This is a genomic window from Curtobacterium sp. PhB136, assembly GCF_004346855.1.
Lineage (GTDB): Bacteria > Actinomycetota > Actinomycetes > Actinomycetales > Microbacteriaceae > Curtobacterium.
In genome coordinates this window covers 432511-445488 of record NZ_SMGH01000006.1, presented here as the reverse complement: position 1 = coordinate 445488, position 12978 = coordinate 432511, and the positions used below count along the sequence as shown (strand labels likewise).

Annotated in this window: 10 protein-coding genes; 8 read left to right on the top strand and 2 right to left on the bottom strand. The window is 66.2% G+C overall.

Features of this window, described 5'->3' with window-relative positions; all coding sequences use genetic code 11:
- The first annotated feature begins 31 nt into the window (after nucleotides 1-31).
- The 3 genes from EDF27_RS11550 (at nucleotide 32) to EDF27_RS11540 (ending at nucleotide 4638) form a co-directional block, all read left to right on the top strand.
- Nucleotides 32-1639 carry a SulP family inorganic anion transporter gene (locus EDF27_RS11550; RefSeq protein WP_243698313.1) on the top strand — a complete coding sequence of 536 codons (1608 nt, stop codon included), beginning with the start codon at nucleotides 32-34 and terminating at the stop codon, nucleotides 1637-1639.
- 189 nt (nucleotides 1640-1828) lie between these two features.
- Entirely contained in the window at nucleotides 1829-4339 is a 2511-nt protein-coding gene (locus tag EDF27_RS11545; RefSeq protein WP_123703278.1) for a LuxR C-terminal-related transcriptional regulator, read from the top strand.
- A 95-nt stretch (nucleotides 4340-4434) separates the two neighbouring features.
- Complete coding sequence (locus EDF27_RS11540) at nucleotides 4435-4638, top strand: hypothetical protein (protein WP_132048893.1); 204 nt, start codon at nucleotides 4435-4437, stop codon at nucleotides 4636-4638.
- A gap of 436 nt (nucleotides 4639-5074) precedes the next feature.
- On the opposite strand, the gene EDF27_RS19700 is transcribed toward EDF27_RS11540, so the two are convergent.
- Nucleotides 5075-5242: a hypothetical protein gene (locus EDF27_RS19700; protein WP_165931458.1), complete on the bottom strand. Its 168-nt coding sequence runs from the start codon at nucleotides 5240-5242 to the stop codon at nucleotides 5075-5077.
- Nucleotides 5243-5388: 146 nt separating this feature from the next.
- Here EDF27_RS19700 and EDF27_RS11535 point away from each other — a divergent pair, with 146 nt between their 5' ends.
- The 5 genes from EDF27_RS11535 (at nucleotide 5389) to EDF27_RS11515 (ending at nucleotide 11126) form a co-directional block, all read left to right on the top strand.
- Nucleotides 5389-6213, top strand: coding sequence for an AbiV family abortive infection protein (locus tag EDF27_RS11535; RefSeq protein ID WP_165931457.1), 825 nt, complete (start codon nucleotides 5389-5391; stop codon nucleotides 6211-6213).
- Between the two features lie 322 nt (nucleotides 6214-6535).
- Nucleotides 6536-8431 carry a hypothetical protein gene (locus EDF27_RS11530; RefSeq protein WP_132048889.1) on the top strand — a complete coding sequence of 632 codons (1896 nt, stop codon included), beginning with the start codon at nucleotides 6536-6538 and terminating at the stop codon, nucleotides 8429-8431.
- Between the two features lie 357 nt (nucleotides 8432-8788).
- Entirely contained in the window at nucleotides 8789-9406 is a 618-nt protein-coding gene (locus EDF27_RS11525) for an ABC transporter permease subunit (protein WP_347812800.1), read from the top strand.
- Between the two features lie 2 nt (nucleotides 9407-9408).
- Complete coding sequence (locus EDF27_RS11520) at nucleotides 9409-10188, top strand: ABC transporter permease (protein WP_132048887.1); 780 nt, start codon at nucleotides 9409-9411, stop codon at nucleotides 10186-10188.
- Nucleotides 10188-11126, top strand: a complete 939-nt coding sequence (locus EDF27_RS11515; RefSeq protein ID WP_132048885.1) for an ABC transporter substrate-binding protein — start codon at nucleotides 10188-10190, stop codon at nucleotides 11124-11126. Before EDF27_RS11520 ends, EDF27_RS11515 begins: the two co-directional genes overlap by 1 nt.
- A gap of 19 nt (nucleotides 11127-11145) precedes the next feature.
- On the opposite strand, the gene EDF27_RS11510 is transcribed toward EDF27_RS11515, so the two are convergent.
- A complete protein-coding gene (locus tag EDF27_RS11510) occupies nucleotides 11146-12858 on the bottom strand; it encodes a collagen-binding domain-containing protein (protein WP_132048883.1) in 1713 nt (570 codons plus the stop codon).
- Between the last annotated feature and the right edge of the window lie 120 nt (nucleotides 12859-12978).

Below are 12978 nucleotides of genomic sequence, written 5' to 3'. Positions count from 1 at the left end.
GCTCAGCGCGGGTAACTGGCGCACAGAGGCGTTGGCTGGCGTCACCCTCGCTGCCATCGCGATCCCACTCAACATCGGCTACGCGCAGATCGCAGGACTGCCGCCGACCGCCGGTCTCTACGCACTCATCGTGCCTGCCGTGCTGTACGCCCTCTTGGCCTCGAGTCGACAGCTCGTCGCCTCGCCGGACGCAGCCGCAGCGGCGCTCGTCGGGTCCTCGCTCACCGGATTGGTCGCGGCGGACAGCGACACGTACCTGCAACTCGCGTTCGCCCAGGCATTGATCGGCGCGGTGATGTTCGCGCTGTGCGCCGTCCTCAAGCTCGGGTTCCTCGCGAACTTCCTGTCCGCGCCGATCCTCGTCGGGTTCGTCGGCGGCCTCGCGCTCGACATCCTCGTCAGCCAGCTCGCGAAAATGCTCGGCGTCCACATCGACAGCGGCGGCGAGTTCGTGGAGAAAGCCGGTCAGCTGCTCACCGGACTCGGCGGGACCAACCTCTGGTCCGTCCTGATCGCTGTCGCCTCCATAGCGGTGCTCCTCATCGGACGCAGGCTCCGCTCAGTGCCGTGGGCACTCGTGGTCCTCGTCGCGTCGACCGTCGCACTCGTCGTGTTCCACCTGGACGACGCCGGGGTGTCGATCCTGGGAGATGTGCCGGCCGGACCGCCAACCTTCACCTGGCCGCAGATCAGCTTGACGCAATGGTTCCAGGTGGTGCCGAGCGCGCTGGCCCTGACGCTCGTGACCATAGCCGAGGGACTCCTCGTGGCACGTCGTTACGCCGAGCGACACGGCTACCACGACGACCCGAACCGCGACCTGTTCGCGTTCGCCGCCGCCAACCTCAGCGCGGGGGTGACCGGCGGGTTCACCGTTGGCTCCTCCGCCTCGCGTACCGCTGCCATGGACCAAGCCGGATCGCGAACGCAACTGCCCGCCCTCGTCGCCGCGATCCTCACCTTTGTCGTCGTGTGCTTCGGCACGGCCCTCCTGCGAGACATCCCTTCACCGGCGATCGGCGCCATCGTGGCGGTCGCGGTCGTTCCGTTGCTCGGTCTGCGGGAACTCGCGCGTCTCTGGCAGCTCCGGCGCTTCGAGTTCGCCGTCGCGGCGGTGTGCTTCCTCGGGGCGTTGTTCCTCGGCCCGGTGATCGGGGTAGTCATCGCGTTCATCCTGTCTCTCATCGACGTGGTGCGCCGCGCCTCTAACCCGCCGGTCGACGTGCTCACTGGAGACGGAGAACCGCTCGACGCGTTCAGATCAGCGAAGGACGGCGTCTTCACCACGGCTCCGGGCGTCATCGTGCTGCGTTTCGCCGGACCGTTGTTCTTCGGCAACGCACAGCGCTTCGGTGATGCCGTGCGGGCCACCGTCGAGGCAGGCAGGAGCGAACACGTACGGCACCTCGTGCTCGACTGCGAGGCTGTGACGGGGGTGGACACCACAGCTGCAGACGTCATGGGCGACACGCTGGAATGGTGCCGGAATCAGAACCTGACCGTCTCCTACAGTCGGCTCCGCCCCGAACTGCAGGCGGAGCTCGAAGAATTCGCGCTCACCGGCGACGTGACGATCTACTCAAGCAACGCGGCGGCCGTCGCCGCCCTCACGACGTCCGGCCCGAACGACCGCGGGTGACGGAAACGGCATCGCCATCGCAGCCGGCACTGAGCGGCGAACACCTGCCCATCTCCAGGCAGCTTGGTCACCCAATATGGGTGAGAATCGTGCCCCGTTGCGGCGGGAAGCGGTGGAGCCTTACATCACCGGGCATACCGCTCTACTGTCGCAGGGAGATCAAGCCTTCTTCAGGGGAAAGGCGAGTCCATGCAGACAACCATCATGGCCCTCCGCGGAGATACGACGACGGGTCGCGCCCGAGTCCGACGGCGACGGCTCCTGACGCACCTGACGACATTCGGTGAGTCCGACCAACGGCTCCTCACCATCTGGGGACCAGGTGGCATCGGCAAGACAACACTGCTTGAGCAGTGGGAAGACATCCTCATCGCGCGCGGCGTCGTGGTACAGGTCATCCGCGAAGGAGCGCAACGTGACGTTCCCGGCGAGGCTGCCCAAACGTCATCGCCTCCTGGACTCCGGTGGGTGCTCATCGACAACGTGAACGCGCTTGTCGGAGGTCTCGGCGTCGCGCCGCTGGTGAACCTCGTCGCCGCGCTTCCGGAGACCGTCCGTATCGTGATGACGGGTCGGTACGCGCCCGACGGTTTCGCCGAAGTGATCGACGCTGCAGGTGGGGCGTTCTCCTTGCCCCACAAGGACCTCGCCTTCACTTCCGATGAGACTCTTGAACTCGCCCGACAGTGCGGTGTGCCTCTCAGCGTGAGTGACTCAGACATCCTCACCGCTCACGTCGGAGGATGGGCAGCTGGGCTCGGTTTGGCCATGCCGTACCTCGCCGCTGCGTCGAGCACGTCCGCGGCAATCCAGGAATTCGACGGCGACAATCACCAAGTCGCGGACTACCTTGTCCGCCGCATCCTCGACGGGTTGAACGACTCGGATCGCGAGGTGCTGATGCGAGCATCGGTGACGGAGGACGTGCCACTTGACCTTGCTGTGACGCTCACACGACGCCGCGACGCCGGTGCCGTCCTGCAACGCTTGAGTTCACGGCATATGTTCGTTGACGCTGACCGGCAGATCGACGGGTTCCGAATCCACCCGATCCTGGTCGGCTACATGCGGGCGGAGTATCGACGGCGAGATGAATGCGGGGCGATCCAGAACCACGCGGTGGCAGCGCGGTGGTACGAGGAGTCCGGTTCGCACGACGATGCGATGAAGCAAGCAATACAGTCCCGCGACGTCTCCATCCTCGCCGAGCAGCTGGAGCGCTCCGGACTGTTGCTGCTCATGCAGGGGCGCAGCGGCATCGTCGCCAAGGCATTGCGGAAGTTGGAGGGCACGTGCCCGTCCCTCCCGGTGGCAGTGATACGGCTCGCGATGGACGTGCCATCTTTCCCTGACCGCATCGGCGCGACAGATCACATGGCCACGATCAACCGATCGCTCAACGATGCGCCGGACGACGTCGCAGAACGGTGGCGACCGATCATCCGCACCATTTCGGCACTGTTGATCGTCGATCCGGTGGAAGCAGCAACAACGCTCGAGTCGCTCGGTACGTATCTGCGCACGACACCGCTGCCTTCGCTGCCTGCCGCGTTGGGCGTTCGACTCGCGATCGCACACTGCCTGATCGCGACGGACCGATTCGAGGACGCCGAAGCACTACTCCTTTCCGTGCAAGCCGCCGCACACCGAAGCGGGGCCGCGTGGGTGTTCCTCGTCGCCACCGATCTGGCAGCCACGCTCGCCGGCCGACGAGGTGACTGGCGAACGGCCGCCGTGCAAGAACAGCGAATGGCGGCAGTACCGTTCGACACGTCGCCGCCGTACAACCGCGCAACAGCGCGAGCCATGCTGATCAACACGCTGTGCTCCTATGAACGCTGCGAGCCGGTGTCGTTCAAGGCCGTCCACCAGATCGAGACGGCTGATCCCACAGGAACCGAGCTCGGTCTTGGGTTCGAAACGCGATCGCTGCTCCTGCTGCACGCGCTCGATGACCGACGGACAGTGCGGGAGGCGTTCCCACAGCTTCTTGACCTTGTCCGCACCGACGGCGCCGCTCATCCTCGTATCGTCGCTGCCGTTGCGCCCCGCCTCCACGAATGGTCAGGGGTTCTGCACGGCGCAGCCAGCGCCGCCGAGGTCCGCCGTCTGGTTTCCGGCATCCTCGGCAGCGACTCACTGGAGGTCCTGACGATGCGCGTTCGCGAGACGGTCGGAGGAGATCGGACGGCCGAGCACGCGCTCACCGAACGCCTGAGCTTCAAGGATGGCGCGTGGAACGGGACCTCCGTCGTGCAAGGACATCTGGCGGTTGCCGACCGAGCTTTGAGCAGCGGCCGAATGAACGACGCGGCAGACCAAGTACGCCATGCAATGGAAGTCAGCGAGCAGTACGGGTACGCGCGGGAGTTCCTCGCCTGTCAAGGACGGGGAGCAAGGATCGTGTTCGCCACCCAGGGACAACACGGCGGCGTTGAGCCTTACGCCGCCCATCTGCTCACGCTGTGCTCGGTCGCGGACATTCATCTCACGGACGGCGCCGCTTTCGTCCCGCTCACCCGGAAGGAGCGAGAGCTGCTCCTCGAACTCCCGGAGCATCAGACGGTAGGCGTCATCGCAGCGAAGCATCACCTCAGCAGCAACACGGTGAAGACGCACCTGCGGAGCATCTACCTGAAGCTGGCCGTCTCAGGTCGTGCCGATGCTGTCGCAGCAGCAAGGAAGCACGGGTTGATCTGAACTCGATGGCGTGCCCGGTTTCACCCGGAATGTGGGACGCGCCAACCAACCTCAGGTTCGACGATGGGATCGAGCCGGTTGGGAGGAATGGTCAAATGAGCCGTTACGAGTTCCGCTTACCGTACGCCATGTCGGAAACGCTCGCTGCAGCCTTCCCGGAGTTCGAACTGGTTCAGATCGGACCAGCGCAGACCCTGCTAACGGGATCCTTCGGTGATCCGACGGAGGTCCACGCGCTCCTCGAACGCGTGGGCGATCTCGGCCTGGAAATCTCCGAATTCCGTCGAACCGCCGAGTGATGGTTGGCGACACGGCCGTCACTCCCGCCACGAAAGACAAGCTCTCGAACCCGAACTCAGCGGACTGCGATGACTTCACCTCAGCCGCCCCGGCACACGTCGGGCGCCGCACCCAAACCTTCGTCAAGCGACTACGCGCGCCTCGCCCTGTGCGGTGATGCCGGTGAGTCGGCGGGCATCGGTGAGGTCCGTGCCGGATGGCGACGAAGGAGTTGATTCGTCCCGGGCGGTGGCGTCTCTAACGTCACCCCGAGGCTCGCTCCCGTACACCGGCTGCTCCCTGCCGGACCCGCCTCGGCGCTGACCCACATCCGAGATGCCGCACAATGGGGGTAGGACGGCTGGTTACCGTCCTAGCGCCCGCGCCTTGAGTTTTCTGATCCTCGGTGCGGCGCGGCTGCCCGCTTTCACTTTCCAGCGAAAGCGGGCAGTACCCTCACGAGGCGTGGCAACGGCCTTCATGGAAGGCGATAGCGATGAGCCCCGCGACGGCGAAGTAGAGCAGCACGACGACGAGGGAGTCCATGCCCATCCCGGCGATGCGCAGCCTCGGTCGGAACATCAACCCGACCGCCGCGTAGACCAGCGTGAGGAGCGCCGCCACGGCGGTCAGCTAGATGTCGCTGGCGTTCGCCTGTGTGAGCAGATCCAGATGTGGCGGCACCGACGGTGATCGCGATCTCCGGCAGGTTCGTCGCCAGGAGGGCACGATGAGTCCGCCTGCCCGTAGCGCCCGGCTCGTATCCGTCGGTGAAGTTGGGGTTATCCCAGCGGACGCCGCCGCAGGTCATCGCGCTTGGGGATGCACTGCTCGCCAATGCCGACAAACTCCTGAGTAGTTCCATCAGGCTTCTCGACGGCGGCGACGTAGGGCTGGCTAGGTCCATCGCGATCCTTGCAATCGAGGAGTCCGGCAAAGCCATCGCTCTCCATGAGCGCCGACTTCAGATGGTGTGGGAGCCCGAAGGCGCTCAGTTCCGGTGCGAGTGGCTGGATGCACTGTGGGCGAGTCACACGAAGAAGCTTGGTCAGGTGCATCAGTTTCTGGAAGAGGAGAAATACTGGTTTGACGAACAGCCGTCGGAGCCTGAGCGCAACCTGGCGCTCCTTGGGACCCTGCGCGCATGGTCAAAGCGTCACGACAAGCAGAAGCAGCGGGGCTTCTACGTCGACCTTGACCGTCTCGGGAATCCGATGTCTCCTGCAGACGTGCGAGACGAAGAGCACCTTCGCGACCTGATTGCGTACGTCCACCAGATTGGATGGCAGCTTCGACTCGGCGAACACATCGAAGGGAAGGCCCAGGCGGAGCAAGAGCGGGCCGTACCGCCCGCCGATCAGTCCGAGCTCGACTGGTTGGCTCGAACGAGCCTCGACGATGAGGTGGTTGCGAAGATCCGCGCATCGCTTCTGACGGGCAAGTCCGCCAAAGCGCTCCCGAATCGGGCGTACAGCTTCATCTTGGATCCTGAAGCGCACCCGTTGCGCAACGTTGGACGGGCTGGCTACGAAGCAGAAGATCGCGAGCTCCAGCGTCTTGCACGCGAGATCGGGCTAAAGCCGCTCTCAGACTGAAGGTATCGAGTGCGGGTCCGCTTTGCCTGATGAGACCGAGCGGATCCTCGAACAGCAGCGCGAGCGTCGAGTTCCTGACCACCCGCTTCGCCGTCAAGCGAGACTGGGCGAAGGTCGCGTGTGGGATCAAGGTCGGAATGAAGCCCGGTCCTACAGCCGTCCTGACCGTCCCGCGTGATGGCACGCGGTTGCGGATCTCTGGCAAGCGCTAGAGGTTATTGCTGTGCATAACCCCGTCAGAGCCCTGCGCTGGTCCGACAGAGCTCAAACTGCTCCCCACATGCCAGGGCCCATGGAGGACTGGCTTGACACCCTCGCAGGCATGGTGGAGGGCCTGGCGCATGCCAAATCGGGATCCAAGCGCGTGTCTGCCGGGGACAGAGAACTCTCGCTCAGTGACGTGTCCCGCTTCCTCGGCGCTGGACTCACGGAGCGGCGGGATGGCCACCTCCGGGGCACCGTTGACGTGGAAGCGTGGGCGAAGAAGAAGGACCCTCTCGAGCTGGTGATGCTTCTGCACGCTAGGGTCCGGTTCATGGGCGAGCTTCTCGTTCAACTGGTGGACCGACCACTCACCCACGAGTCGTTGCGTGAAGTCGCAAACGAGAAATACCGCATGGGTTGGGCGTCGCTGGATCAGGTGCGACGCCGTTCTAACTGGCTTCGTGCGACTGGAATGGCAACCCTCTTCGACGGTCTCCTCCGTCTCACCCCCTCTGGGGCCGAGGTGCTCAATGCGCTAGAGCTGGGCGAGCCCTCCCTTGAGCAGATCGGCACCGCCCCAGAGGTGCCGAGCGCCGGGCTGAAGACGCTTGCGGCTCTCAATGCACTCGAGTCTGGGGGATTCAGCAGCCGAGCGGACGGTGGAAGCCTTTACCTGCCCTCGCCGGAGACGGGTTCGCTCTCAGTCGCACACCACGTCGTCCAACTTGCGGAGGCGCCCGTGGATGAACTCTCAATCGACGAGGCCCTGGTCTCGTACGGAGTCTCGTCGGCTTCGGCTCGGCAGGCGCGGGGAAGCCTCCATGTTCTCGGCCTGATCTCTCGTGTGAGTGAGTCCGCCTGGGCCGCCACGCCGGAAGCGCTTGAGTGGGCCTCCTCGGGTGAAGGCGTTGACTTCGTCCGCATCGCGCACGCTCGTGTGCGATTTGTCGGTGAGATACTCGGGCTGCTTCGTGAGGGCGCTCTGACTACGGCTGAACTCGCAAGCAGGAGTGGAGTCGCCGGCCGGAACGCGCTGTCGACAAGCGCTGTCCGTGCGAGGCTCGGACTTCTTCGCGAAGCCGGCATGGTTACGAAGCTCTCACAGAAGGAGTTTCACCTGACCCCGCTGGGGAGAGCGGCTGCGGGCATACTGCCGCTCGATCTCGCGTCCAGTTCCTCTCCGTCAGGAGAAGTCGAGCCCCGGCCGGTCGCTGCGGTGACTTCTTCGGCCAAGCAACACGCCGACCTGCTCGTCGCTGAGCTCTTGGCCTCCGCCACGGACAGTCGCGATCCAAACCGGATGGAGTACGCCACGCGGGATGCGTTCCGATTTCTCGGGTTCCAAGCGGAGCGGATTGGTGGCGCTGGGCGCACCGACGTGACCGCCACCCGCGTGATCCTGGGCAAGGCACTCGCCCTAGCCATCGATGCCAAGAGCAGCGGGGAAGATGTCGTCCCAGAGAGCCAGGTGAGCTTCCAGGCTCTGGCCGAACATCGAGCCGCAGAGGGAGCGAGCACCTCCCTCGTGGTTGGTAACGACTTCCACAGGCGAACTCATACTGCCGCGGACCAAGAAGCCGCAGTCGGCATCCTCTTGCTCCGAACCCTCGTGACGGCAGTCACCGAACACGCCTCCAGAGGGTTGGACTGGAACGAGATTGAATCTCTGGTCGATCCGACGCTTACCGCAGTCGAGCGTCACCAGGTCCTCGAACGCGCAGGTGATGAGCGGAAGCGACGCTCTGCAGTCATGCACGCCGTCCTCCGTCAACTCATGGAGGAGGCTGCCGACGTTCAACCGATGCGTGCCGGTGCGTGGCTTGGCGTCGCAGACCTTCGACGCGATCTTCGCCACCTTGGAGTTACCGTGGAAGAAGTTCACTCCGTCCTGTCGTTGATGGCATCCGAGTCGCTCGATATCGTGCAACGCGACAAGGAGCTGTACCGGTTGGCGCTCGAAGGAGATCTTGCTGCAAGACGGATCCCCGCTCTGAGCGCGTCGCTGGAGGTCTGAGGCCGAGCGATCTCGGTGACATCGGCGCTCTCGCTTGAGCGTGCAAGGCGCACGCCGCGCCATCAGGATGCGACAGCACGACCTTCCGTGGAACAGATACCCGAAACCCGTGGAACGCCCGTCACCACTGGGATCCGTGATCCGCGCCACCAGTGCCATCCGCGAATAAGCCGAACACCTCGCCACCCGGTCAGAACCGTCCTGCGCGGCTACTCTCAGACGGACGCAGCAGCCCTGCGGGACGAAGGCCCCATCCGCTGGCCTTCCGATGAGGATTGGGGTGCTGACCTGCACTGGATCACCGCGAACTTCGGTCTCATCTGGAGCCTCACCGTCACGCACACGGCGCTCGCCGCCGTGCCGATCGTCCTCGGGTTCGTCGTGGCGGTGCCGCTCGGGTGGGTGGCGAACCGTTGGCGGCCAGTTCGATCGGTCATCGTCGGCGGCGGCAGTCTGCTGTACACGATCCCGTCCCTGCCGCTCTTCGTGATCCTCCCGTACCTGCTCGGGACACGCATCACGGATCCCGTCAACATCGTCGTCGGGCTCTCCGTCTACGCGGTCGCCATCATGGTGCGGTTGTCGTCCGACGCGTTCGGCGCCGTCTCGGCGGACGTCATCGACTCGGCCACCTCGGTGGGTTTCTCGGCGTGGCACCGTTTCTGGGCGGTCGAGTTCCCGTTGGCCGGCCCCGTCCTCCTCGCAGGGATGCGGGTGGTCTCCGCGAGCACCGTTGCCCTGGTCTCGGTGGGCGCCCTCGTCGGTTCCGCGAACATCGGCTTCCTGTTCACCGACGGGCGACATCGGCAGTTCCTCGAAGAGATCCTCGTCGGCGTGGTGGCGAGCCTCGTCATCGCACTGGTCTTCGACGCCGTCCTCGTGACGATCGGGCGCGTGCTGATGCCGTGGTCGCGTCGAACCCCGCTCCGGCCACGGCGGCGCGCAGCGCTGGCGACGATCGAACGCGGGGCCTGACCGTGCAGTTCTTCCTCAACGCCGTCGCTTGGCTCCTCGACTCGGCGAACTACCGTCCCGGCCTCCAGACTCCGCTCCCGATCCAGGACCGGATCGTCGAGCACCTCCTGTACACGTTCATCTCCGTCGCGATCGCAGCCCTGATCGCGCTTCCACTGGGCTTGTACATCGGCCACACCGGCCGCGGACGCGGGTTCGTCATCGCCTTCAGCGGCGGCATGCGCGCCCTGCCGACCCTGGGTCTGCTCGGCACCCTCTTCGTCGTCATCGGGTTGACCGTGCCGTTCACGCAGACCGCGTTCTTCGCGTCCATCATCGCGTTCGTCGTCCTGGCGATCCCGTCGATCCTCGCCGGGGCGTACGCAGGAGTGGAGTCCGTGGATCCGGAGACGGTGGATGCCGCCCGCTCGATCGGGATGACCGAACTGCAGATCGTCTGGAAGGTCGAGATCCCGCTGTCGCTGCCGCTCATCATCGGCGGGATCCGCGCATCGGTCCTGCAGGTCATCGCGACGGTGGTCATCGCGTCGTACGTCTCGCTCGGCGGGCTCGGTGCGATCATCTCGACCGGGATCAGCCTGAACGACAACGACCTCATCCTCGGTGGCGCGTTGCTCGTCACGGTGCTCGCCCTCGTGATCGACGGGCTCTTCGCGCTCGCGCAGCGCCTCACCCGACGCGGCCACGAAGCACCGACCCGCCGCCGTCGCACACACGTCCGTACGCTGCCATCCCGGCGCCGCGCGGTGACGGTATCCACCGTCGACGAAAGGGACCACTGATGTTCACAGCAGGCACCACGACACGCATCCTCGCGGGCGTGGTGGCGATCGGAACGATCGTCGCCCTCTCCGGATGTTCCACTTCTGATCCCACGAAGGCGGCTCCAGGGGGCAGCTCCGGATCGGGCAGCACGCCGATCGTGGTCGGTTCGTTCAACTTCCCGGAGAGCGAGATCCTCGGCAACATGTACGCGCTGGCCCTGAAGGACGCGGGGTTCGACGTGACGACCAAGTTCAACCTCGGCCCCAGGCAGACCACGATCCCCGCGCTCAAGGACGGTTCGATCAACCTCATGCCGGAGTACAACGGCAACCTGCTGTTCTTCTACGACACCAAGGCCACCGCGAAGACGACAGCGGACGTCGACGCGGCCCTGAAGACCGAGGTCCCGAGCGACTTCCAGGTGCTCGACCCGTCGCCGGCGCAGGACAAGGACGCGTACGTCGTGACCCAGGCGGAGGCGGCGAAGGAGGGCCTCACGTCGATCTCGGACCTGGCGAAGATCCAGCCGTTCACGCTCGGAGCCAACCCGCAGTTCGGCACACTTCCCTACGGCATCCCCGGGCTCAAGTCGACGTACGGCGTCGACAAGGTGACGTTCAAGTCGATCGAGGACTACGGCGGACCCGACACGGTCAAGGCGCTCGTCGACGACACGGTGCAGGTGGCCGACATCTACACGACGTCGCCCGACCTCGTGACGAAGAAGCTGCTCGTGCTGAAGGACCCCGAGAACTTGATCGCGGCGCAGAACGTCCTGCCGTTCCTCAACAAGAAGATCTCCAGCGCGAAACTCGCTTCGGTGTTGAACAAGATCTCCGCGAAGCTCACCACAGACGACCTCATCGCGCTGCGCAACCGTGTCGAAGGGAGCGAGAAGGCCCAAGCCGCGACCGCGGCGAAGGACTGGCTGACCAAGGAAGGGCTGCTGCGGTAGCCCAGAGTGGGTCGTCGGGTCACGAGCGACGTGCGCGCTGCCGTGCGACGACGAGGGTCAGCGTGAGCCCGCCGAGCAGGAGCGCTCCGGCGACGAGTGTGAGCCTGAGCGGGTCGTACCCGGTGAAGGCGAGCGAGCCCGCATCCCCCCAGGGCGATTCCCCACCGTCACCGGTGATCCCCGGCCCCGCGCCGGCACCCGGGTCCGACGGCGGCCCGGCGTCCGGGGCCGGCGTGCCGGTGGGGGTCGGAGTCGGTTGCGCCGTCGGGGTGGGTGTCGGCGTCGGTGTCGGTGTCGGAGTCGGCGACAGGGCCGTGTTGACGATGGTGCACACCACGTCGTCACCGCCCTCGACGGTGACCGTCGCGCCGGTGACCCGCGCGCCGACGCACGTCCAGTCGCCAGCCGTGTACCCGTCGGGGCCGCCCGACTCGGAGAGGGCGTAGTCGCCAGCAGCGACGGTCTGGTCGGTCACCGCGGAGCTGCCGCTCTGACCGCTGATGGTCGTGGCCCCGGCACCGGCCCCGGCAGCGGACAGCGTCCAGTCGGACGCGGAGGCCGTGCCGCCGTCGACCTGTTTGACGAGCGTCAAGTTCCCGGTCACGGCGTCGGTCGTGACGCACGACACCTCGGCCGCGAAGGGGAAGCCGTGGATCTCACGAGGGGCGGGGCCTGGTCGGGCCGGGACCCCGTGGACGAAGGACGCGGCGATCACGTTGCCCTCGATGTTCTGTGTGACGTCCCACTGCAGGAGGGCACGTGGCGCGTAGATGGTGCCTTCGAGCGCGTCGGCACCGGTGACGTGGACGGTCGTCGCGTCGGGGAAGTTCCACAGCACGAAGGGAGCCTGCCCGTTCGTCAGGTTCGCGAGGTTCGGGATGGACCCGTCGAACGACGTCCCGGTGACGTTGACCACCAGTGGGCTGTCCGATCGGGGAAGCCCGTCGAAGGTGAGCTGCCCGAGGGCGGCGAGGTCGGCCGCGGAGACGGTCAGCACGTTCGTCACGCCCGGTCGGACGGCGACACGGGCGGCCGACCCGTCGGGGACGGGGGTGGTGACGGGCGTGCCCTCGTCGTCCGCGAGGGTGGTCGTCGCCGGGCACGTGCCGATGTCGGTCGAGAGCGCGCGGTAGCGGGTGAAGGACGCGTCGAAGTCGAGGACCGACGGGTCGGCCAGCCGTGGGACGGTGGTAGCCGGCTCGGCGACGGTCCCCTCGATGCGGGGGATGCTCTCGGCGGTACCGCCCTCCGGAGCGATCCGGTAGGCGATCGACGCCCCGTTCTGGTCGGCGTCGAACGCGTCGTAGGTCGACGTGTCGCCGATGTGCGTGAGCCCGCCGTTGAGGACACGGAGGATCGCGCCGCTGTCCGCGGGGAACTGGACACCGCCCTGGACGTAGAGGTACGTCGGACGGTCGTCGCCGGGCAGCGTGGGCGCGCCGATCGGGACGCTGCCGGCCGCGATGTTGTAGTCCGTGTCGAACGCCAGGTCCCCGCCCGCGGCGACTGTGCCCTCTGCCTCGTCGGCGGAGAGTGCGACGTCGCCCTGCACGAACACCAGGAATCCCTGGTTCGCCGCGTGGCCGTCGACCGGCACGGTGACGGGGTTGACCGGAGCGACGTCCGCCGCCTGCGCCGGTCCCGCTGAGGCTGCCGTGAGGGCGAACGCCCCGATCGCCGCACCGACCACACCCGTCGCGGTGATCCGACGCACCCGCGTCGCACTGGTCATCTGCTGCTCACGGTCGCATCGACCCTGCTCCACGCCACAGTGTTCCCCAACCCCGGGGCCCTGGTTTCCCCGGTCCGCCCGACGGTAGACCCGCGGGCGGTCCCGGCGGGACCGGACCGC